Below are 23,126 nucleotides of genomic sequence, written 5' to 3'. Positions count from 1 at the left end.
TTAAATCAGCCTTTGGAAAGCGCTTTCTAAAGAGCGTCTCTCAACATACTTTGCTGGAGGGGTCATGATGAAAAAGGATGTCAGAAAAAGATTAAGGCAGCTCGTTCTACTGACGTTGATGTTTACGGTTGTGCTCGCTGGTTGTACGCCGGGGTCATCCAAAACGGAAGAGAAGACGGCAGACGGCAAAGAACTGAAGCAGTTTTCCGCATTTTTTGCTGTACCAGGCAAGCTCGCACCTGATGATAACCGGGTGATGAAGGCTATTGAGGAAAAAACAGGCGTGCGGGTCACGATGGACTGGCTTACCGGTCAGACCGCCAAAGAACGGATCGGGGTCATGATTGCAGGTGGTGAATATCCGGATTTCATTGATGGAAGTGATGGTACACAGCAGTTAGTATCTGCTGGTGCTTTAGTGCCGCTTGAGGACTATATCGATAAATACCCAAATATCAAAAACTATCTCGGTGACAATTGGAAGAAAATGAAGAATTCAACGGATGGTCATATCTACTTCATTCCGCAATTCGGGAATTTACAGGGCGAGTCTATGAAAGTATCCCATGACGGGGAAGCGTTCTGGATTCAAAAAGCGGTGCTGGAGTGGGCGAACTATCCAACAATCAAAACGCTGGATCAGTACTTCGATCTCATCGAAAAGTATAAGGCAGCAAATCCAACCATTAACGGTCAGCCAACGATCGGTTTTGAGATCATCTCTTACGACTGGCGTTACTTCGCACTGGAGAATCCGCCGCTGTTCCTGGCCGGTTATCCGAATGAAGGAGCCGCAATTGTTGACAAGGCTACGTTAACAGCGAAAAACTACAATACGATTCCAGAAGCAAAGGCTTATTTTAAAAAGATCAATGAGGTCTACAACAAGGGGCTTGTCGACAACGAAACGTTCACAGCCAACTACGATCAGTACATTTCCAAAATTTCAACGGGACGTGTATTGGGAATGGTCGATCAGGGATGGCAGTTCCTCGACGCAGAGGCTTCTCTGGTAAAACAAAAGCTGTATGAAAGAACGTATGTACCACTGTCCATTACGTTGTCCGAAGATGTAAAAGGACGTTATCAGCATAAGCCGATTCTGAACGTCAACGGCGGACTTGCGATCACGAAGAGCTGTGAGGATGTTGAGGGAGCGCTCCAATACATTAATGATCTGCTCGATCCGGAGATTGAAGTACTGAGAACGTGGGGACAAAAAGATGTGGATTATCAGGTGGATGACAAAGGTGTATTCTCCCGTAACGAGGAGCAACGTGCTAATTCAAAAGATCCGGACTGGGTGCTCGCCAACACTGGAAGCCCGCTGGTATATTTCCCTCACCATGAAGGCATGACAGCAGACGGTAAAAATGCGATGGACCCGAAAGAGCAGCCTGAAGAATATCTTGCCACACTGAATGACATTGATAAAAAAGTACTCAAGGCTTACGGATACACTAAATTTACGGATTTCCTGGAGCCTGCGGAAGAGAACGAACCTTGGTTCCCGATCTATACGTTCAATTTTGAACCAAATAAACCTGAAACCATCGCCAGACAGAAGATGGATGATGTGAAACGCAAATGGTTGCCTAAAGTGATTATGACCTCACCAGCAGAGTTTGATCAGGCCTGGGAAGAATATCAATCGACACTGAAAGAAAGTGCAGATATCAAAGCGTATGAGGACGCACTTACGGAAGAGGTTCGCAGACGTGTAGAGCTGTGGGGTTAAGCATGTAAAACAGGTACAAGTAGTACGACAGGCAATACGATAAGAAGCAAGATAAGCAATTCAATAAGCGGTATGACAAATAGCATGATAAGTGTGAGGAGTAATACGAGTAGTAAGAAAAGCAACATCAGTAAGCAATAGCTAAGGTTAAAGCAGAGAGGCTATGGGATATCCTGTAGCCTTTCTTAATCCAGACATGAACGTGTACCCATTGGACAGGAATGGATTCGAAATCATCCGGTTCGGATGATATAGATAAAACTCGTAATCAAGGAGAGAGAAAAGCATGGCTAAAAAGGAGTTGCAGTCCTCGGTCAACATCAGTCATATCCCTTCGGGGAAAAGCTGGATCGGGTATAACTTGTCTAGAATGAAAAGTCAGCGTCAATTGATGTGGATGTCATTCCCCTTCATTGCGTTTATTGCTATTTTTGCATATGGGCCTCTATGGGGCTGGCTCATGGCTTTTCAGAACTATAGACCGGGCATTGGTTTTATGGAGCAGGACTGGGTGGGACTGGATCATTTTCAAACATTATTTACGGACCCAACCTTCTTACGTGTCATTCGTAACACACTGGCGATGAGTCTGATCAGTCTGTTTCTGGGATTTGTCGGTTCGATTGGTCTGGCACTCTTGCTCAACGAACTGAGGATGGTTTTATTTAAACGGGTTGTGCAGACCGTTTCCTATCTTCCGCACTTTCTGTCATGGATTATCGTGACAGGTATCGTTGCGAATGTATTGTCGACGGAAAACGGGATTGTGAATGTGCTGATGACCAAGCTGGGGCTGATTGATGCACCGATTAATTTCTTTGCCGAACCCAAATACTTCTGGGGGATCGTAGGTCTATCCAGCATGTGGAAAGAGATCGGCTGGGGCACGATTATTTATCTGGCATCCATGGCTTCGATTAATCCGAGCCTGTACGAGGCAGCTTCCATCGATGGAGCGGGTCGTTTTCGCAAAATGTGGAATGTCACACTGCCGAGCATCAAACCAACCATTATTATCCTGCTGATTATCAACGTGGGTAACGTACTGAATGCAGGCTTTGAGATTCAATATTTGCTGGGGAACGGACTGGTGCAGGATGTATCCGAGACGATTGATATTTTTGTTCTGAAATACGGGATTAATCTTGGGAACTACTCACTTGCCACTGCGGCGGGAATCTTCAAAAGTGTGGTCAGTCTGGTGCTCATATTTATCGCCAACGGGATTGCCAAATCTCTTGGTGAAGAGCGGTTGATATGATAAGGGGGCAGCGCTGTGAATCGAATTAGCGGAAAACGAAGCCTGGGTGACTCTATTTTCTCCATCACCAATGGCATATTTATGTTGCTTGTTATGGTTGTTACGTTATATCCTTTTTTAAACACCATTGCCGTATCTTTCAATAACGGTCTGGATACGATTCGCGGGGGAATCTATCTCTGGCCGAGAGAGTGGACGCTGCAAAACTATGTATCTGTGTTCCAAAATCCACATCTGACCCAAGCGGCATTTATTTCAGTTGCCAGAACGGTTATTGGAACCGTGGTACAACTCTTCTGTACAGCTATGCTGGCTTATGTACTGAGCCGAAAGGAATACATGTTTAATAAGTTTGTCACTACACTCTTTGTGATCACAATGTATTTCAGCGGCGGCTTGATCCCTGGATACATGCTGATCAAACAAGTGGGACTGTTGAACAGCTTCTGGGTGTATATTATTCCTGGACTGATCGGGGTATTCAATATGATTGTCATCCGTACCTACATTCAGGGGTTATCCGAGGGACTGATTGAATCGGCCAAAATGGATGGTGCAGGAGATTTCCGCATCTTTATGCGTATTGTGCTTCCGCTCTCCAAGCCGGTGCTGGCTACGGTTGCACTCTTTATTGCCGTAGGTCAGTGGAACTCCTGGTTTGACTCCATGCTCTATACGGCAGGCAACCGCAATTTGACCACCCTGCAATATGAACTGATGAAGCTGTTATCTTCGGCAACGTCACAAGGGGGAATGGTCAATGTGGATCAATACAAAAATGTGACCAATATGGTCACCCCCGTATCTATTCGGGCTGCCATCACCATCGTGACCGCGATGCCCATCGTTGTGCTGTATCCGTTCTTGCAAAAATACTTTGTCACTGGACTCACCATTGGAGGGGTAAAAGAATGAACAATGTTAATCAAGGCGAGCAATGTACATTTAACAATCCGATCATGCCTGGATTTTATCCAGACCCGTCTGTCTGCCGGGTAGGAGAAGATTTTTATCTGGTCACATCCACGTTTGCCTATTTTCCCGGCGTTCCGATCTTCCATAGCCGCGACCTGGTTCACTGGGAGCAGATCGGCAATGTGTTAGATCGTGCGTCTCAGCTTAATCTGCAAGGCGCAGGGCATTCGCAGGGCATCTTTGCGCCAACGCTCCGGTATCATGAAGGGCTCTTTTATATGATCACAACGAATGTATCTCATGGTGGAAACTTTGTTGTAACCGCTACCGATCCGGCTGGGCCGTGGTCTGATCCTTATTTTATTGAAGGTGCGGAAGGCATTGATCCAACGATGTTCTTTGATGAAGACGGGAAGGCGTATTATTTGGGAACACGTCCTTGCTCCGAAGGTGTGCGTTACAACGGAAACTGGGAAGTGTGGCTTCGTGAACTGGATTTGGGCAGCATGAAGCTGGTCGGAGACAGCTATGTTCTGTGGCGCGGGGCGATGGTAGATGTGATCTGGCCAGAAGGACCGCATCTGTACAAAATTGGTGAGTATTATTACCTGATGATTGCCGAAGGTGGCACAGGTCTGAACCATGCGGTTACGATTGCACGCAGCAGCAGTCTGACCGAAGGTTACGTCGGCAATCCGAAAAATCCGATTATTACCCATCGTCATATGGGCAAGCATTATCCGGTTATTAATGTAGGACATGCGGATCTGGTACAGGCGCCTAACGGTCAATGGTTCATGGTGATGCTGGCTTCCAGACCATATGGCGGGGCTTTCAGCAATCTTGGTCGTGAGACATTTATTGCTTCAGTGGAATGGGAGGATGGATGGCCAGTCATCAATCGGGGGCTTGGAAAACTGGAGGAGCAGGGTGTGCTGAATCTGCCAGCAGTACCTGTGGCACCGGATCTGCGCTGTGAAAATTTTGACAGTGACGAATTGGGCCTGCAGTGGATGTTCCTGCGTAATCCTCAGGAGAACCTCTACTCGTTGACTGAACGGAAAGGTTACCTGCGTTTGAAGTTGAAACCGCAAACATTGAAGGAACTTGATAATTCCAGCTTTGTCTGTGTGCGGCAGCGGCATATGGATTATGTCGCTGCGACTGCGATGGAATTTGTGCCGCAGCATGAACATGAGACGGCGGGTCTGGTGGTTATTCAGAATGACCAGTATCATGTGCGAATTGAACGGGCCCGTGAAGGTGAGCAGCAGGTGCTGCGGGTAATGACGTGGCTTGGTGGTGAGGAATCACAGGTTGGTCAAGTTGTGCTGGATGGAGAAACTCCGCGTGTATACATTAAAATGGTGGCGCTAGGACAGCAACTCAGCTTCTACTACAGCATAGATGGAAGGAAGTATCATCTGGTTGCAGGACAAGTGGATACGACCAGCTTGAGCACGGAGGTGGCTGGCGGTTTTGTAGGCTGTTGTATCGGTGTGTTTAGTAGCAGCAATGGTCAATCCTCTGATCAGGTGGCGGACTTTGATTGGTTCGAATATGGCTCGTACTGATATGTAACGGGCAAATTGTTGAATATCAACGTTTAGTCCTGGAAGCGGAGCTAGATAAGCACTCGAAGTTCACATCATAACAAAGGAAAGCTCAATCCAGTAGCAGATGCCCGCACAGGATTGAGCTTTTTTGATGTTCGTTAAGAAGAAGGATTAGTGATCTTTGCAAAACATTGCATTTGAATTCTTTTCAAATATAATTCGAATGATGTTTTTACGCATTCTCGCAGGTGTTAATCCGATTCAAATTCATTATTTCATTAACATGTTGTGTTTCAAATTGATCAAGCAGAGCGTCCAAGCCATACTCTAGCTTATGTTCAAGCTCCTCCAGATAAATGGGAAGGATCGCATAGAAGTGCACAGTTTGCCCATCCCCCATGTCCAGTGTGAGGAAATCCTCTTCGACCTCAAGCGGAGGCAACACGATTAAGGCGCACATATCTGTATTGTTGGAAAATGGCGTTGCCGGGTCGCCATTGGGTACTGTATGACCCCAACTCAGCCAGGTATCATAGTCATGTGGCAGTCGAGCCATCGTTTTCAACCATCGGATCGGCCAGTAATTATCCGATTCCTCTAGTTCTTCTTCTAATAGAGGCCAATCCGGAGGTAAACATATCATCAGTTCTGCATACTTATATTCCTCTGCATCTTCAGGTGTGTTCATCGGCAAGGCGCTCATGCCTGTGGTATACAACGTATAATAATTACGCTCAGGTGTCGGACGAATGATATGAACATCAATATGAACTTTGTCTGACACCAGCTCATGGAACACAGAGTCGGCTTCGCCGAGATACGTATCCGCGTGTTTCTCAATTCGCTGCAGCCATTCGGTTGCTGCATAAGAGGTAGACTGCCACTCGCGTTCCAAATCTTTATGACGAAGAATAGGAACACCAGAAGGCGAATATTCAGATGATTTAGACATGTTTACCGCTCCCTTGCGCCATATAATGTACTCGCTTTTCATCATATCATATCGTGTGAATGGAAGCCTGTACTTCGTTCTATGGTATGATAAGGTCATGTTGATGAGTTCGATTGAAGGAGCAAAAGGGTATGAATCAGAACGTACAACAGTTCAAAGCCGATTTCTTCAAAGCACTGGCACATCCGATGCGAATTCGCATTCTGGAACTGCTGGGTGAAGGAGATAAAAGCGTCAATGAATTGCAAAGCATTCTTGGAACGGAGGGTTCTGCAGTATCCCAGCAGCTGGCTGTGTTACGTAGCAAAAATGTGGTACAGGGCATTAAAGAAGGCACAACCGTCACCTACTCACTGCGGGATCCGCTGATTAAAGACCTGCTGACTGTTGCCAAACAGATTTTTGATAACCATCTGGTCGATGCAATTTCAATGCTTGAGGATATGCGTAAAGACAGCTGACACAAGAAACAAGAGCAACCGTAAGTTGGCACGGGAGCTCTTGTTTTTTGGTGTATATTATATTCATATGAATATAAGAAGGGAATATCAACTACCTAGCAGATCGTTATTTCTCTTAAATTACATTAGTATTCACAACGTTCAAAGTGGGTTTGATGACTTATAAATAGTAAAATCTGAGCCAAAGTGTTCAGCTACTTTACTAGTTTTTGCAGCAAAGCCCCAAGATAGTGTACTAGAATCCCCACCACCACTGTGTACGCCTAATAATACTTCTCCAGCCCAAGTAGTTGACCCACTATCACCAGGTTGAGAATAATCTTTTGTATTGCCGGTTGCATAAATTTTCACTACATCTTTCGTTATAACACCTGAATCAGAATCTGTATAACTTGTGCTCGTTTCCTGTACTTGACCACAAGTATAACCTGTCGTGATTCCTGATTTACAAACATATTGATTCATTAAGAAGGAACCTGAGTTTGTATATTTTGCATCATAATTAGTTACAGCTTTTGCAAAGATAAAGTTCGATATTTTCCTGCCAGAGGTAGTAACATTAATTAACCCGATGTCAAAGCCACGACTCTTATAATAACTTAGGTGATCCGTACCCACATTACTGCTCCATTGTCTTACGACTGATCCATCACCTTCAAGACAATGACCAGCCGTAGCTAAGAACTTAACGCCTCCTTTTGTAGCAGTGAATGCAGTTGAACACGAACCGGAACTTTGTATTCCAATCCCTCCCCCTAAAATGCTATGATTTTCCCTTCGTGAGAATTCATTGTAATTCTTAGCTTCTGGATCAAAGACAACATTCACAAATTTCTCAGCACTTTCAAAATTGTCCGTAAGTAATTTTGTCGATTTCGCAAAATTATCTGTAAACAGTTGAGAAGCAATAGTCATATTATCTACTTTATTAATGATTACGTTGACTTTATTAGCTTTTTCATCGACACCAGCAGAAGAAATTTGAATGCCCTTTGCTTCTAAAATTTCACGGTTGCCAAATATATTATCTTTGATCTGAGTTAATTCATCATAGGTGATGTCTGAAACGATAAACCTAACCTTTTCATTAAGTCGCTCAGATAATGTTTTTTTAATTGCGTCTGTAGAGTTGTCCTCATATTTAAAAGCAATAATAATTGTAAAGCCATTATTTCGATCAATGTGAACCGTCCCATATTTCTGAATTTTTTCATAATCTCCTAATATTTCAGCGACTGCATTTTGCATGATCATGATGTCATCCATTTCTGCAGATATTTGCTCTTGGGAGACTTCCTGCTCTAATGTCTCCCGGTTAACTTCTGCATGCACATCTTTATTGGTGAAAATTGAAAAAAAAACAAAAATAAGGATTGGAATAATAACATAGCTTAGTCTGTTCTTCATAGTTTGCCTCCTGGTAATAATTTTTTTTATCCAATAATTAGACTAAAATAGGTTGTGAATAGGAGACAAGAGAATAGCATCATTTAGATTATAGGAGGTTTAATATGAAAAAAATAATGCTAATCATCTTAATTAGTTTGATTACACTGCCTGCTTGCACTAACAAAGAGGAAAAAGAAAATTATCCAATTTATGAAGGTACTGTGGTATTTAAAACAGAGGAAAATGACAAATACAAAATACTTGTTCTTCAAAATATAAGTAAGGAAGATTTGGAGAATGGTAAATTAGAGGATTTTATTGAATTAGCACAAGAACAAACGGAAGCCTCATATTATTATATTGAGAAGAAAAATTACGAATCAATTGATTTAGGACAACGAGTAAGAATTACTGCTGACTTTAATCAAAACGAGTCCTTGCCTCCCATTAGAACAGTTGTGAAAATTGAAAAAATCTCTGATTAAGATACAATCAAACACCAAGCTTTCATTCTTAGGAATAGTTTTACATTTTGTGAGAGAACCATGATTCAATTCCACTAATGATGGACTTGAATCATGGTTTCTTTGTTCCCATGAGCTATATGTGCTATCGCTTTAAATAGTTTTGCATTTTAGTTTCTAGTATGATCTGTAAAATTTATAAGAGCACAATTTTATAGGACTGTGATATTTGCGATTGACAGAGCATATATCAAGGAGTAGTGTTCACTTTATATTCAAATATTCAAATATATGAAGAAAAGAAGGTTATGGAGCATGAAAGGCATCGGGAGATATGCGGGTTATCGAATAGCTGATTTTCGCAAGGATCTGATATCGGGGCTGATTGTAGGTATTATTGCGATTCCTCTGGGTATGGCTTTTGCCATCGCTTCTGGAGTCAAGCCGGAATATGGATTGTATACCACCATTATTGCAGGTATTTTGATTTCACTGCTGGGCGGTTCCAAATTTCAGATCGGTGGGCCAACAGGAGCATTCATTCCGATCCTTTTTGCCATTGTCATGCAGTATGGTTATGAAAATTTGCTCATTGCTGGCATGATGGCTGGACTGATGCTCATAGTTATGGGGGTATTCAAACTCGGAGCATTAATTAAATTCATTCCAAGACCCGTGACGATTGGCTTTACAGCAGGCATCGCTGTTTTGATTTTTAGTGGACAGATCGTGAATGTGCTGGGACTTACGGGTGTCACGAAACATGAGGATTTTTACTCCAATATGAAAGAGATCGGGATGCACATTGGGACGATTAATATATACAGTTTGCTGACAGCGGGGGTGTGCCTGGCTGTTCTTCTGCTTGTGCCGAAGTTTGCACCCAAAGTGCCTGCTTCCCTGCTGGGTCTGATATGCTCGACCGTTGTTGCAGCCGTCTTCTTCAAAGATCAGGTGGCTACGATTGGCTCATCTTTCGGTACAATTCCTGGAACCTTACCTGGATTCCACCTGCCGGAGGTCACATGGGAGCGTATCGTGAATCTGCTGCAACCTGCTTTTGTCATTGCTATGCTCGGTGGTATTGAATCGCTGTTGTCCGCCGTTGTCGCTGACGGTATGACGGGCAGCCGCCATAACAGCAACCGGGAACTGATCGGGCAGGGGGTTGCCAACCTTGTCACACCATTGTTCGGTGGAATCCCAGCGACAGGAGCCATTGCTCGTACAGCAACAAATATTAAATCGGGTGCAGTGTCTCCATTATCGGGCGTAATTCATGGTGTTGTTGTTTTGCTTGTTCTGATTTTATTTGCACCGTATGCATCCCATATACCGCTTGCCAGTATGGCGCCGGTTCTGATGTTGGTGGCCTGGAATATGAGCGAACGAAAATCCTTTGCTTATGTACTGCGAACCAAAACGGGGGATTCACTTGTGTTGCTTTTGACCTTTCTTCTTACTGTATTCACGAGCCTTACGACTGCGGTGGAGGTGGGATTGATTCTGGCGGTCATTCTATTTGTGAAACGAATGAGCGAGATGCTGAAAGTGGCCAAGGTACTGCCTGATCCGGATCATAAACATGAGAAGGTTATGGCTCATATGGTACGGGAGGGACATGATTGTCCACAGATCAGCTTGTATACGATCGAAGGGCCGTTATTTTTTGGTGCAGCGGATATGTTTGAAAAATCGGTTATGGATTCACTTCCGGAGCGTCCGGGTATGCTCTTGTTGCGCATGGGGAAAGTTCCTTTTATAGATACAACAGGAGAGGCTAACCTGGCTAGTTTAATCAAACATTTTGAACGTTCAGGCGGGATAGTACTGTTGTCAGGCCTTCAGGAGCAGCCGCTCGAAATGCTGAAACGAACAGGTTTGCTGGAACGGTTAGATCCGGCACATCGGTTTGAACATACGGGAGAAGCTATAACCTATGCATTAAGGCATCTAAACGAAGAAAAGTGTAAGGGATGCAAACATTTGGCGTTTCGGGAGTGTGCGGCTTTGTCTGGTTGTGGGTTGGAGCCTAAGCCTGAGCAGAAGCAAAAGTGGAAAGTCGTAACCGGTAAAACGGCTCCTTAATAACCGTTCCAATAAATTCCTGTATGTTATATATTAAGTATATTGACGAAATATCAGACAGGAAGGAACTTGACTATGTATAATCATCCAACGGCTTTGCGTTCAGTGCTCAGTCCGGCATATCTGGAGTGGGCATTACAGGCACATTATGATATCGGAACGTGGGAAGAATGCAAGTTTTGGCTTCGAGGTTTGAATGACACTTACCGGGTACGAACAAGCCAAGAAACGTATATATTGCGTGTATATCGCACCGAGGTATCAGAAGCAGATGTTCATTATGAACTTAGTGTGCTGACTGCACTAAAAGAAAGATTGGTTACGAGCGAATACACTAAGGTGGGAGAATTTGTACCAACGAAGGCGCAGACTGATTATATCATGCTGGATGCAGCTGAAGGGAAGCGGGCAGCTGTTATCTTTCATTATATCGAGGGAACGGAGAACAATCTGAAGGATGAGCATTCCTGCTACGCTTTTGGCCGGTCTGCTGCTGAACTGCACCAGGCTATGGATCGGATTAATCTGGAACCAGAGCGAGAACAAGAACAAGTGTCAGCGTCAGTAACGGAGTTGGAGTCAGACATTGCAAGGTTTAAGCTGGATACGAAATTTCTCATCGATGAGCCACTGGAGCGAATCATTCGTTATATTGGAGAAGCTCATAAGGAAACAGCATTTTTGCAAGCGTTTGCTAACGTGTTAAAAGAAAAGATTGTTGCCGTCTCCAGATCAGGTCTGGACTACGGCTTATGCCATGGCGATATGCATGGAAACAACAATGTGTTTGAGCGGCAAGAACGCTTCATCCATTATGATTTTGAATGGGCTGCTCCGGGATGGCGTGCGTATGATCTGGCTCAAGTGAAAGTTCGGAAACGGCAGTCGGGTGATTCGGAGCAAAAACAAAAGCTATGGGATGCGTTGATGAAAGGATACCGCTCGGTTCGAAATTTTACGGATGCAGACGAACAGGCGATTGATTTGTTTGTTATCGCTCGTAGGTTCTGGGTGATGGGTCTGGACGTTGCTTTCATCGAAAATGATATGGGTGCGCTGGATTATGGCGAAGATTGGCTGAATGACTTTTTGGAGGAATTTCGTGGGATGGGGATCGTGTAGTGAACCGAATCATATCTAAATGAAAATAACTGTTAAAAAAACGATTATGCGCGTTTACTCACATAATCGTTTTTTATCTATATGTTGGCCTTGCTAGAATTAAAAACAAAGCCAGACGCAATTTTGAGCTACCGATGTCAACTACGATTGAGTGGAAGAGGTAGCTGCAGCGGCTGCCGCTCCAGCAACGGCTGCGTTCATGGCTGCTTGCTGAGCGGCGATAATGTTGGTAATCGTTGTGGACATGGAAGATGTGAGGATCTCATTCTGTAGACGCTCCACATGTTGAAGTGCAGTCAATGCAGACGAGAACAGCAACAACTCCTGTTTGTTTATGGACCAAGCCCCAAAACCCTCTTGGATTCTTAACCAGTCATACGTCTCAACAACCTGATCTACCAGCAAGTCGATCTCTGCTGGCAATAATGCAAATAGTGCGAGTGAAGGCAATGTGTACGTTTTATCCATCCGAAGATTCCTTGAACGGAAAGCCTCGCTTAAAGCCAGCAAACGTTCACTAACCTCAGGGCCGCCATCCCCGATAACGAGAATGTGTGTTAAGGTCTGCACGCTGTTTTTCGCGGAAAAGTTAGGCTTTAACTCCCGATAAAACTGCTCCATATGCGCGATAGCGGTGTCCACTTCCAGATCAGAGAAGGCTAACATTACTGTGAAAATATAATCATCATGCCCTGTGAGGAAGGGATGCTCTTCTTTCATACGGTCGTAGAATGATTTGGCGCGTTCCACGGTATGCTGAAATTGATCGGGCGGCACTTGAGCAGCGATCTGATAGGCAGCCATCACCAGGTAATCAGAGTTGCGGAACTTGATTTCTTTCATTAAATCATGGACCTGAATCGTATGTTGCAGTCTTGTAAGTTGATCCGTTGTCAGAGAAAGCATAGCTGCAATATGAAAGGAGGAAGGGCCTCTAAATGCAGAGAAACGTTTGGTATGCTGTTTCATCAGGTCATTGCTTTGCTGAATGGCTTCTGGATCTATACTTTTATTTTCCACAACATAGAGCAAGGCTGCCAGACGACGCATGATCGGGTGCTGCCATTTGAATGGTTTCTTGAGAATTAGGGTGTTAGCCACGAATAATTCGGCTTTTTCCAGCTGTTGTGGTTGCATGTGTAACCCTCCTAATGGTTCGTTTCGTATGTTTATTTCAACATGAGGAATATGATATGAAGCAGTGCAATGCATCCCATTGGATAGATCAACGATCTGGAGAACCTATTTTTAAATCCGTTCTGAGGATGCTTTTCGAAAAAGAAGTGTAACACGGTATGTATGATAAAAAACACATCTAGTACCCAGAATGTTAAGGTCTGGTAGGAACTGAAAAGAAGTGAGAAGATGATCGTATACAGTGGAAGATGAATCCAGGTGAAATATGTATATGCTTTTTCTGCTTCCATATCTTTTAACACGATAAACAATTTCCATTCGGACCGTCGGATCGCATCCATTTCATGCAGTAGAAATAGCGAAAGGTTAAACAGAAATAAGATCAATAACAAGCTTGGCATCTTCATTCTCCTATTTCAGATTTTCATGGATCTATTTGTGAAGGGCATTAAAACTCATACGTTATTGCCATGGGAAAGGTTCCAGTAACAGAGCTGTTCTTCAATTCCTCATAATCCATATTGTATTTCTGCTTCACATCTCGTACAATTTGGTGAAGTAATTCTGCATTGCGTTAATGTGAATGGATTGAAATGGAATAACATTAGGAAGCTGTTTATGAGAAAAGGGGAGAATCACTTGGAATCAAAGGAACTATCGAGAGGGCTGAAACCCCGTCATGTTGAGCTGATTGCGCTCGGCGGTACGATTGGCGTCGGGTTATTCATGGGATCGGCAAGCACGATCAAATGGGCAGGGCCATCTGTGCTACTGGCCTATTTGCTGGCCGGGATCATTATCTTTTTTGTTATGCGTATTATGGGGGAGATGTTGATTCAGGAGCCGGTGACCGGTTCGTTTGCAACATTTGCTCACAAATATATTGGCCCGCTTGCCGGGTTCTTAACGGCCTGGAGTTATTGGTTCCTGTGGATCACGGTGGGCATGGCAGAAGTTACGGCTATTGGAATTTACGTGGGATACTGGTTCCCGGATATTCCGCAGTGGATTCCAGCACTCGCAGGTGTTCTCATTATTGCAGCAGCCAATCTGGCGGCGGTCAAGTTTTATGGCGAATTCGAGTTCTGGTTTGCGATGATCAAGGTGACCGCGATTGTGGCGATGATTATCATCGGAACAGGTCTTATATTCTTCGGATGGGGGAATGGAGGAGAGCCGATTGGCTTGTCCAATCTGATTAGTCACGGAGGCTTTTTCCCGGGAGGCATCAAAGGATTCCTGTTTGCGCTATGCATCGTCACAGCTGCCTATCAGGGTGTGGAGATGGTCGGAATTACGGCTGGCGAAGCCGAAAATCCGAAGTATACGCTGCGCAAAGCGATCAAAAACATCGTGTGGCGTATTCTCATTTTCTACGTAGGTGCGATATTTGTAATTGTTACGCTGTATCCGTGGAACGAGGTAGGGGAGACGGGAAGTCCATTCGTGCTTACCTTTGCCAAAGTCGGCATTGTTGCAGCGGCGGGTATTATTAACTTCGTGGTGCTGACAGCAGCGATGTCGGGATGTAACAGCGGGATCTACAGCGCAGGACGGATGTTATACACACTGGCAGAGAACGGACAAGCGCCCGCTTTTTTCAAAAAGTTGTCCAAAGGCGGGGTTCCCCGCAACAGTATCGTAGTGACTATCTCTCTTCTTCTGATCGGAGTTGTACTTAATTATCTGATGCCGGATTCGAAGCTATTCCTGTACATTTACAGCGCCAGTGTATTGCCGGGAATGGTGCCTTGGTTTGCTCTGGCGTTCAGTCAGTTTAGATTCAGAAAGCGCTGGGGGCAGGAACTCGCGGAGCATAACTTCAAGTCAAAATGGTTCCCGATCAGCAATTACATCATTATTGTGTATCTCATTCTGGTCATTATCGGTATGGCCTTTAACCCGGATACACGTCTGCCGTTAATTGTTGGTGCGACTTTTATGGCGATTGTGGTGGTTGGTTATTACGTATTTGGCATCGGCGGTCGGCAGTCCAGAGCTAACGATTCCAAATAAACAATAATTACAACTGTAATGTAATCCGTTTAACCAATGATAAGCTACCTGTGTAGCAACAATGATGATGCACTTCTTCAACATACTCGGGTGACTCGCCAAGAGTCCCGTATGTTGAAGGAGTGTTTTTTTAGTTTAAATAACGGACAACTCGGTTACAAAGGAAAGAGTGAACCTTTACACACATGAAATTCACAACACATAAATATGAACCGAGGAGGAACCAAACATGGCTACGCAAGATCAGCATTCGATTCAAGATCCAACGACACAATATCCGAAGGCAACGAAGGATTGGAAACAGCAGCAGGATGAGCCGGGATTGCAGCGCGAGATGACTCCAGTTCCGGATTGCGGTGAAAAAACATACAAAGGGAGCGGGCGTCTTACAGGGCGTAAAGCGGTCGTTACCGGTGCGGATAGCGGGATTGGCCGGGCGGCAGCCATTGCCTATGCGCGTGAAGGTGCGGACATTGTACTCTCCTATTTGCCAGAAGAGGAAGCAGATGCCAAGGAAGTAGTGCAACTGATCGAGGAAGCAGGCCGAAGAGCTGTCGCTGTTCCAGGTGATCTAAAGGATGAGAAATACTGTGAGGAACTGATCGAAACGGCGGTCAGAGAACTTGGGGGTATTGACATTCTGGCGAATGTCGCGGGCAAACAGCAGTTTGTCGAGCAGATCGAAGACCTGACAACGGAACAATTCGATGCAACGTTCAAAACGAATGTCTATTCCATGTTCTGGCTCAACAAAGCAGCAGTCAAACATATGAAAGCAGGCGGTTCGATTATCAACACTTCGTCGATTCAGGCGTATAAACCGTCTCCGATTTTGCTGGATTATGCAACGACAAAAGCTTCCATTAATACCTTCAGTAAAGCACTCGCCCAGCAAGTCGGCAGCAAAGGCATTCGTGTGAACGTTGTCGCACCAGGTCCAGTATGGACTCCATTGCAGGTTGTTGGTGGACAACCTGTAGAGAAACTGGCTGAATTCGGCAGCAACACACCGCTTGGCCGGGCAGGACAGCCTGCCGAGATGGCTCCAGCGTACGTATTCCTGGCGAGTCAGGAATCCAGCTATGTGAGCGGAGAGACTTTGAATGCCAATGGTGGTACGGTTAGTCCATAAGCAGATAACGCTATATATTATCTCGAGATAACCTCGTTACAGTAGATCAGGAGATCAATCCATTCCATGAAGTTGCCAAAACAAACAGGCCAAGGCAGAGTCGCTCTGCGTTGGCCTGTTTGGATGTGTTGTGTACCATCAGAAGTTGATTTATTTCTGCTCCGACTTCGTTTCCAGTAGTACATAGCTCCCTAGTGTGGCGAGCTCCGCGTTATCCAGTAATGCTTCATTCACAGCAGTCACCGCTTCAGTTGTTGCATTCAATAGTTCATCGAAGTCAACAGGTGAGGCAAACCTGAGCACGACAGAAGCCTCTCCTTTTTTCAAGTGTGTCTCGGTTTTGCTCTTATAATCGTTAATTGAATCAACTTCAAGCCCGTTTTGTACATAATAATCATTGGCGTCGCTTTCGCCTTTGAACAACCCGAGTTCGGAATCGATCCAGTAATCTTTGTCCGCGATTGTCTTCTGACTTGCAGCTGTCTCATCATTGGCATTGTACAAGAAATAAGGAATTCCGGAGTTGGTCAAATTATTGGTTGCATCAACGTTTAACCACTCGTTTCCGATTTTCACCTTGTTCCATGCATGAGGTACGCCGCTGGATGCTCCCGTAACCACGATACTCTCTAAGCCGGACAGATCTGAGAGCAGCTTGTATACAGAAGCATAACTTGCACATACGCCGACGCCTTTAACGAGAATACCATAGGTGGTAAACGAGTCGTTAAACTGTGCGTCAACGTGTTTGAAGTTGTTTTGCTCTGCATTTTTGAGCGCAGCGTCATCATATTTTGCATTGTCGTTCAAATAATCGTAGATGACTTTGCGTTTCTCATCATCGCTCATGCCTTGTTTAATAATAGAAGCAACAACCTCTTGGGCTTTGGCGATAATCTCATTTTGTTTTTTCTGGATATCTGCAGCCGTTTCGTTGTAATGAATGGAAAGGGTCAGTGTGCCATAGTTATATTCAAAGCCTTCTACCCCAAGAATCAGTGGATTCTGGTACATGACTTTCAAGACAACATCCGAAAGTGTTGTGAAATTCTGAGCTTCAGGAAAAGCTTTCAGGGAGATACTGTCCTGAGCGGCAATCATATTTTTAGCCAAAACTTCTTCCAGCGCAGAATCTGCGTTCATGAAATCATCGCCAGTAGCTGGCTCAGGGACAATCTCTTGATTGCCTTGTTCTACATTTTGCTCGGTATTGGACTTCTGCTCGTCGACAAGGTTTTGCTGGGAATCTGTATCTTTTGCTGCATCTGTATCTGTTTCCGGAGCGGATGTCTCTTTCGAGGGATCACTCGCAGATTCGCTTACCGTCTGATCGGCAGCTTCTTCGCGGGTAGTGTCATTGTTCTCCGTTGTAGCAGAGGATGAGTCTGAATGTTCTTCAACTTCTGACGGTGTATCATTATTTTTAATAATCGTTGGCACATCCGGTGCAGGTACATAAGGTGTATTGTTTTTAGGCTCTACGAATCCGTTACTGGAATCGGCCACACGTTGCTGTGTAAGCTTATCTAGATCTTCCTGAGTGACATTCTCTACGCGGACGTAGCTTTTAAGTGCTGTTCCCTTGACATGGAAGGGAATGTCAGTTTCATTAAACTCTGAAATCTTTACATTAGCCGCATCATAGACAACCGTTTCGCGGGCCAGCGAGCCGTCATTGTACTCTACGGTTATTTTCTGAGGCAGTTCGTTCACGTTTTTCAATTTGTTGAGATAGAGTTGTTCTTTCGTAGCCGAAGGTAATTGGGTTGCTAGCGGGGCTGTAGCCACTCCGTTACTGAAATTCGATTCCTTGCCGTTCCCGATTGCGGTAACGTAGTATTCTCCTTTGAGCCCAAGATTTTGATGCGATGTAATAATGTCATCATAAAATCCCAGTCCGCCACGCCCATCCTTCATAAAGTCGTTAAATGTCGTTTCGGTTGTTGTCGTGACAAACAAAGGAGTGGTGTCATCATAAGCGCGCTCTGCCCCTGGGAGAGGGAGATTCGTATTATCAAAAATATTACCTCGAAAATCTAAACGGTTATATATCTTGTATCCGGTTGCGCCTTCAACCTTATCCCAGACCAGCTTGAACCGTCTGTCTTTGTCGATCTCATATCTAAGATTAGGTACCGGAAGCTCAGACTTTACAGTAAAAGGTATAATGATGGGTTCATCAAGCAAAGTGGGATTCTCTGCATCCGGATCATAGTTTAGGCGAATATAATAGATTGGAGCTCCGCCCCAACTACTTTGCCCCTTGATTCGCATGGAATCGGAACTCAGAACACCCCAGCTCATTGGTTTTACAGAAACACTATTATCTTTATAGTCTACCAACCATCTTACTTTACTGGCTTCGAGTCCTTTAATATCGGTATGTACTGAGATAATATCATGGGAATAATAATCTATTTTGCTCAAATCGCCTTTAAACTTAAACGTAAATTCTTCATCCTGCGCTACATTATACATAGGCATAATTGCTTTTTCCGAGGCTGTGCCATACTTCTCTTTCAAACTTAAAATGCTGGAGCCTTGCTTGGGTTCGGTTGATTTGTTATCTGTGGGGCTGCTTTCCTGATTATTACTCTGGCAACCAGCCAGAAGCAGGGTGAGGGCAAACATCATAAAAAATAGTCGTTTCATGGTACACCGCTTTCTACTTATTCTAGGTATAACTTATTTTCAATCCTCTTACCTTGTTAACCTCCTATTAATTTCCTAATACCTTTGATAGTTTATGGTCATACCTACTTATTGTCAAGGCAGGTGTAGGGGATTCGTAGACCTATACGTAGGTAGAACAGTCCAGCATTTTTTATACAGAAACGATGATAGAAGGGAAAATCATGGTGTATTGGATTCAGCTCGATGGGTTAGGCGAATGGAAACAAATCGAACGCAACTTGAACAGATAAATCTCAACGATTGAGCAGTTGAGGAGAAATTAGAAATAGCCTTTCTTAATATATAATTCTTAATATATAAGAGAGGCCTGTTAGCTTTAGTAGAAATTACTCCACATGCTGAAACTTTCTATGTATAATTCTTAACCCTGTACCAATACGGATAGGCATCGGTATATCCCAATTTTGCATATAGTCGCCGTGCGGCTGCATTGCCCTCGACCACTTGCAGATAGCTTGAATTAGCACCATGGCTTTTTCCCCAATGCAACAAATGCAGAATCATCTGCTCCGCCAGACCGCGGTTACGGTAGTCCGGATCTGTAATGATGTCATGTAGTCCAATGAATCCACGTTCAACCACACCCAGCCCACAAGCCGCTATACAGCCGTCAACAGACAGTGTGATGAAACCCGTCATTGCACGGACATTGAGTAACATCTGTATCATGGTTCCCCGGAACTCTTCATTGACCGCATTTAAACGGCAAAAATGATGCAACCATTCCTCCGTTAACTGCTCATTGATGTGTACCTCCAAATGTTCAGGAACTTTCAGATTCTTCAGCTCTCGAAGCTGTACGAGCGTTTTATCTACAACGACATAACCTTTATCTTGTAAAAGTTGATCCAATTCTTCGGGCTGAACGAACGGTGTTATTTTAAAAACGGTATTTAACCGGTTCGAACTGTAGATATTCTCACATGCCCTGATCTTCTCATGCACATCCAGAGTAGAAGGGTAGATCGGTTGAACGGAGTTGGCACGTTTTGAATATCCTTTGGCAAAACGCAGCACCCAACCGTCATACAATGAGGTTGATAAAGGTTGCCAGTGGTTGAGAGTCAGTTCTTCAATTAGACGATGTTTATGCTCTGTTGCATACATGCTGATCCTCCTAACATAGGATATAGGCGATATAATAACTGGATTAAATAATAATACATAAAATGTATAAAAATTCAATACGGATTGTTCGGATGTTATGCATCTGAATGGTATAATCGACAAAGAGATCAATTTGTGGAAATGGAGTACAAATAAACATGATTAACATAGAGATTCAGGGTCGAATAATTACATGTCATATCGAATTCGGTAAACGAAAAAAGGCCTCCATCACCATGGAACTGCCATACATGGTCACCATTAAGGCTCCCAATGGCGCGAGTGAGGAAGTGATCCGGCGACTGGTTATGCAGCATGGAACTGAGATTGTACAAAAGTCAGCTCGCATGCAGCAAGTGCTGGATGGTCCTCAAGCCAAAGAATATGAGAATGAGGGCAAAGGGTCATTTTTGCTCTTTGGCAAAGCCCATGCCTTGCATCAATTAATTCCGGTGGAGGGATTAACGGAAGAGGAACTGCGATCGAATTTGAAAAAGTTTTATTTTGCCGAATGCAAACGCATGATTGGGCAACGAATTATACGTTATCAGCAGGAGCTGAAGGTGAAGCCGAAGTCCATCGACATCGTAGACTCTCCCACGAAATGGGGGAGCTGCAGCTGGGACAAAAAGCTGACGTTTAATTACCGCCTTGCCATGGCACCGCCAGAAGTTATTGATTATGTCATTATCCATGAGCTGTGCCATATTCATCATATGAATCATGACCGCTCGTTCTGGCGGCGGGTAGGTAGTATTATGCCGAATTACAAGGAAAAAGAAGATTATCTCATGCGCAATGGCCGAGCCATGACGTTGTAGGTTAACCGAGTTGAACACCATGTTCTGTGTAAAATTGTACAGCGGCATCCCGATCCGTATGGTGATCCAGCCAATGCTCAGGATAATAAATTCCTGCAGCCATCGGCTTGTCAGCAGGCAAGCGAAGCAGCTTATCCGCCTGAATAGCAGCACCGAGTGCTGTGAGATGGGACTGTCCCTGAGGATCGGAGACGGTTAACCTGCGCTTCACCTGTTTACCCGAGTTATCCATACCATTCAGTTCGATGACAAGATGATGGGCGCCGCCGTTTCCCGGGTTGTAGAGCAACTTGCGTCTGAGGGGCGTAAACCGTTCACCACTAATCATGCTCCAAATTCCAGTTTTGACCATACTCGCAAGTGCGTACGTGGATAATTTATGATCAAAGGCAATGCGGAAGCTGGAAGCATCGATGTGGCTCTGCCGTGGAAGCGTAACGTGATCCGGTGTATCGAGCCTGTAACATGGTGTTCGGTATCCTCCAGGAAAAGTGACAGGAAGCGGATCAGTCATTGGATAAACTTCACGCTGTGTATTCAATTCAGTGATCTGAAAAGGGATGCTCATCCGATCCATAAAAGTAACGGAGTCAGGCCCCGCTTTGTCCCGGAGCGAATACAAAGCACTGATATTCATCTCCACATGATTAAGGTTCTCAGCAAGCATCATGGCAAATAAGGAAGCTGTTCCGCCCATCCAGCCGGAAGACAAAATAACAGGAGAGCGTAGTTCTTCTTGTTTTACCGTGTGATGTGCCTGATGAAATACTTCTGTCCAGCGAGTGACGTCAATGAGCGGGATGCCTCGCCGAATGGCAGATACGAGCAATGAATCCTGTAAATCATTTACGGCATTGATGATTAGGAAGACGTCATCTTGGACGTGGATTAGAGGATCGGGTGCAGCTGTATCCACAATGACGGTGTGAACACGGTTTGAAGCAAACGGAGGTGTTTTGCCAGAAGAACGGCCTCCAAGTAACAGTTCTAGATCAGCATGTCTGTCATGCAAGATGCGGGCAATCTGTGCACCAACTGCGCCATAACCGCCGGCGATAAGAATTTTCCGATTTGTGGTAATCATGAAGTTAACCCTCCATTAAATGTTTAAATGTTCGAACGTTTAAACATATTGTAAAGTTATCTATCTCAAAAATCAAGCCGATGCATTCTCCTGCAGAAAAACAGTTGTTTTTCTAGCATGCTGATAATGTACAATAGAGCCAATAGTACTCGCCGCGAATCACTCTAAAACGGATGTGGCGGAAGGAGCCCAAGATGAATCAAAACGGACAACACTCGGAACTAGTGGATGAATATATCGCTTCATTTCCAGCGGATGTGCAACTAAAATTACAGAGGCTGAGGCAGATCATTGGTGAGGCAGCACCGCTCGCTGAAGAAAAGATCAGTTACAAAATGCCTACATATGCGCAGCATGGGAATCTGGTTCATTTTGCCGCGTACACGAAACATATTGGCTTTTATCCTGCACCCAGCGGTATTCTGGCGTTTAAGGAACAGCTCTCCAGGTTTAAGGGGGCGAAGGGCTCCGTTCAGTTTCCACTTGATCAACCGTTGCCCGAGAATTTGATACGCGAGATTGTTGAATTCAGGGTGAAGGAGAATGTGGAGAGGAGTCAGAAATGAATAAATGCCTAATTGTACTTGATGTCCAGCGAGGGCTTACCATACAACGAGATGTATCAGCAACTGTATCAAAGATCGAATCGGTCATGGCGATTTTTGAGAAGATGAATTGGCCGATTATTTTTACTAAACATATTGATGAGCAGCATGAAGAATCCTCACTCTACCGCGGGAAAGCAGATTATCTGGAAATTGTTGTGAATACGAAGCAACATCTTGTCCTGGAAAAGAACAAACCGAGTGCTTTCAGTAATAGTGACTTGAAAAAATGGCTATGCGATCAGCGGGTTGAGCACGTATTCATTGTTGGCTTTAACATGGAATATTGTTGTCTGTTTACAGCAATTACTGCTGAACATGAGGGTTTTAAAGTGACGCTGATTGAAGATGCAGCCGGTACGGTGAATACAGAAGAGACTTATGACATGGAAGGACTGGATATACCTGATTTTATTGGTTCGATTCTCAATTGGTCAGGCTGCATAGAAGTTCTATATACAGATGAATTCAGTGACGTGTACTCCCAGGGTGTTGAAAAGTAGTATTTGTTTATAATATGGATGCCACTTCGTTTCTAGCTAAACAAAACTTATAAAAATCCGGATGAATACTCATCCGGATTT

At 44.4% G+C, this 23,126-nt stretch carries 20 protein-coding genes; 13 read left to right on the top strand and 7 right to left on the bottom strand.

Annotation, left to right across the window (positions count from 1 at the left end; all coding sequences use genetic code 11):
* The first annotated feature begins 67 nt into the window (after nt 1–67).
* The 4 genes from ABIE27_RS20320 to ABIE27_RS20305 all read left to right on the top strand — a co-directional run bounded on the left by ABIE27_RS20320 (nt 68) and on the right by ABIE27_RS20305 (nt 5,488).
* Nucleotides 68–1,738: an extracellular solute-binding protein gene (locus ABIE27_RS20320; RefSeq protein ID WP_123064928.1), complete on the top strand. Its 1,671-nt coding sequence runs from the start codon at nt 68–70 to the stop codon at nt 1,736–1,738.
* A 286-nt stretch (nt 1,739–2,024) separates the two neighbouring features.
* The gene (locus ABIE27_RS20315) at nt 2,025–2,999 is read left to right on the top strand and encodes an ABC transporter permease (RefSeq protein ID WP_192895112.1); all 975 of its coding nucleotides are present in this window, start codon (nt 2,025–2,027) and stop codon (nt 2,997–2,999) included.
* Nucleotides 3,000–3,014: 15 nt separating this feature from the next.
* Nucleotides 3,015–3,914, top strand: coding sequence for a carbohydrate ABC transporter permease (locus ABIE27_RS20310; RefSeq protein WP_192895113.1), 900 nt, complete (start codon nt 3,015–3,017; stop codon nt 3,912–3,914).
* Nucleotides 3,911–5,488, top strand: coding sequence for a glycoside hydrolase family 43 protein (locus ABIE27_RS20305; RefSeq protein WP_429351346.1), 1,578 nt, complete (start codon nt 3,911–3,913; stop codon nt 5,486–5,488). The genes ABIE27_RS20310 and ABIE27_RS20305 overlap by 4 nt, the downstream gene beginning before the upstream one ends.
* Before the next feature lie 214 nt (nt 5,489–5,702).
* Here the strand turns inward: ABIE27_RS20305 and ABIE27_RS20300 are convergent, their stop codons facing one another.
* On the bottom strand, nt 5,703–6,422 hold the full coding sequence (locus ABIE27_RS20300; RefSeq protein WP_123064930.1) for a suppressor of fused domain protein: 720 nt from the start codon (nt 6,420–6,422) through the stop codon (nt 5,703–5,705).
* A gap of 131 nt (nt 6,423–6,553) precedes the next feature.
* On the opposite strand from ABIE27_RS20300, the gene ABIE27_RS20295 reads away from it, so the two are divergent.
* Nucleotides 6,554–6,883 (top strand): ArsR/SmtB family transcription factor, encoded by a 330-nt coding sequence (locus tag ABIE27_RS20295; RefSeq protein ID WP_123064931.1) that lies wholly within the window; start codon nt 6,554–6,556, stop codon nt 6,881–6,883.
* Nucleotides 6,884–7,024: 141 nt separating this feature from the next.
* On the opposite strand, the gene ABIE27_RS20290 is transcribed toward ABIE27_RS20295, so the two are convergent.
* Nucleotides 7,025–8,290 (bottom strand): S1 family peptidase, encoded by a 1,266-nt coding sequence (locus ABIE27_RS20290; RefSeq protein WP_429351345.1) that lies wholly within the window; start codon nt 8,288–8,290, stop codon nt 7,025–7,027.
* A gap of 104 nt (nt 8,291–8,394) precedes the next feature.
* On the opposite strand from ABIE27_RS20290, the gene ABIE27_RS20285 reads away from it, so the two are divergent.
* The 3 genes from ABIE27_RS20285 to ABIE27_RS20275 all read left to right on the top strand — a co-directional run bounded on the left by ABIE27_RS20285 (nt 8,395) and on the right by ABIE27_RS20275 (nt 11,946).
* On the top strand, nt 8,395–8,757 hold the full coding sequence (locus ABIE27_RS20285) for a DUF3221 domain-containing protein (RefSeq protein ID WP_123064934.1): 363 nt from the start codon (nt 8,395–8,397) through the stop codon (nt 8,755–8,757).
* 294 nt (nt 8,758–9,051) lie between these two features.
* The gene (locus ABIE27_RS20280; protein ID WP_123064935.1) at nt 9,052–10,824 is read left to right on the top strand and encodes a SulP family inorganic anion transporter; all 1,773 of its coding nucleotides are present in this window, start codon (nt 9,052–9,054) and stop codon (nt 10,822–10,824) included.
* A 75-nt stretch (nt 10,825–10,899) separates the two neighbouring features.
* Nucleotides 10,900–11,946 (top strand): phosphotransferase, encoded by a 1,047-nt coding sequence (locus tag ABIE27_RS20275; RefSeq protein ID WP_123064936.1) that lies wholly within the window; start codon nt 10,900–10,902, stop codon nt 11,944–11,946.
* Between the two features lie 141 nt (nt 11,947–12,087).
* Here the strand turns inward: ABIE27_RS20275 and ABIE27_RS20270 are convergent, their stop codons facing one another.
* Both ABIE27_RS20270 and ABIE27_RS20265 read right to left on the bottom strand, forming a co-directional pair.
* A complete protein-coding gene (locus ABIE27_RS20270; protein ID WP_429351344.1) occupies nt 12,088–13,083 on the bottom strand; it encodes a DUF4003 family protein in 996 nt (331 codons plus the stop codon).
* Between the two features lie 32 nt (nt 13,084–13,115).
* Nucleotides 13,116–13,484 carry a DUF6713 family protein gene (locus tag ABIE27_RS20265; protein WP_123064938.1) on the bottom strand — a complete coding sequence of 123 codons (369 nt, stop codon included), beginning with the start codon at nt 13,482–13,484 and terminating at the stop codon, nt 13,116–13,118.
* 238 nt (nt 13,485–13,722) lie between these two features.
* Between ABIE27_RS20265 and ABIE27_RS20260 the strand changes: the two genes are divergently transcribed.
* Complete coding sequence (locus ABIE27_RS20260; protein ID WP_123064973.1) at nt 13,723–15,099, top strand: amino acid permease; 1,377 nt, start codon at nt 13,723–13,725, stop codon at nt 15,097–15,099.
* A 229-nt stretch (nt 15,100–15,328) separates the two neighbouring features.
* Nucleotides 15,329–16,231 (top strand): SDR family oxidoreductase, encoded by a 903-nt coding sequence (locus ABIE27_RS20255; protein ID WP_123064939.1) that lies wholly within the window; start codon nt 15,329–15,331, stop codon nt 16,229–16,231.
* A 150-nt stretch (nt 16,232–16,381) separates the two neighbouring features.
* Here ABIE27_RS20255 and ABIE27_RS20250 read toward each other — a convergent pair whose 3' ends face one another.
* Both ABIE27_RS20250 and ABIE27_RS20245 read right to left on the bottom strand, forming a co-directional pair.
* Nucleotides 16,382–18,883: a transglutaminase domain-containing protein gene (locus ABIE27_RS20250; protein WP_429351343.1), complete on the bottom strand. Its 2,502-nt coding sequence runs from the start codon at nt 18,881–18,883 to the stop codon at nt 16,382–16,384.
* Between the two features lie 390 nt (nt 18,884–19,273).
* Nucleotides 19,274–20,032, bottom strand: coding sequence for a GNAT family N-acetyltransferase (locus tag ABIE27_RS20245; RefSeq protein WP_123064941.1), 759 nt, complete (start codon nt 20,030–20,032; stop codon nt 19,274–19,276).
* Between the two features lie 161 nt (nt 20,033–20,193).
* Here ABIE27_RS20245 and ABIE27_RS20240 point away from each other — a divergent pair, with 161 nt between their 5' ends.
* Nucleotides 20,194–20,853 (top strand): M48 family metallopeptidase, encoded by a 660-nt coding sequence (locus ABIE27_RS20240; protein WP_429351418.1) that lies wholly within the window; start codon nt 20,194–20,196, stop codon nt 20,851–20,853.
* A 1-nt stretch (nt 20,854) separates the two neighbouring features.
* Here ABIE27_RS20240 and ABIE27_RS20235 read toward each other — a convergent pair whose 3' ends face one another.
* Nucleotides 20,855–21,937, bottom strand: a complete 1,083-nt coding sequence (locus tag ABIE27_RS20235; RefSeq protein WP_429351342.1) for a saccharopine dehydrogenase — start codon at nt 21,935–21,937, stop codon at nt 20,855–20,857.
* A 194-nt stretch (nt 21,938–22,131) separates the two neighbouring features.
* On the opposite strand from ABIE27_RS20235, the gene ABIE27_RS20230 reads away from it, so the two are divergent.
* Together ABIE27_RS20230 and ABIE27_RS20225 are read left to right on the top strand one after the other, a co-directional pair.
* Nucleotides 22,132–22,503 carry an iron chaperone gene (locus tag ABIE27_RS20230; protein ID WP_123064943.1) on the top strand — a complete coding sequence of 124 codons (372 nt, stop codon included), beginning with the start codon at nt 22,132–22,134 and terminating at the stop codon, nt 22,501–22,503.
* Nucleotides 22,500–23,045 (top strand): isochorismatase family protein, encoded by a 546-nt coding sequence (locus ABIE27_RS20225; protein WP_123064944.1) that lies wholly within the window; start codon nt 22,500–22,502, stop codon nt 23,043–23,045. Before ABIE27_RS20230 ends, ABIE27_RS20225 begins: the two co-directional genes overlap by 4 nt.
* Nucleotides 23,046–23,126: the final 81 nt, after the last annotated feature.

Origin of the sequence: Paenibacillus sp. 4624 (genome assembly GCF_050435065.1) — a bacterium.
In the GTDB taxonomy this organism is placed as follows: Bacteria; Bacillota; Bacilli; order Paenibacillales; family Paenibacillaceae; genus Paenibacillus; species Paenibacillus amylolyticus_D.
Note: the sequence above shows the minus strand (reverse complement) of the source record. Positions and strands in the feature narration are given on the sequence as shown.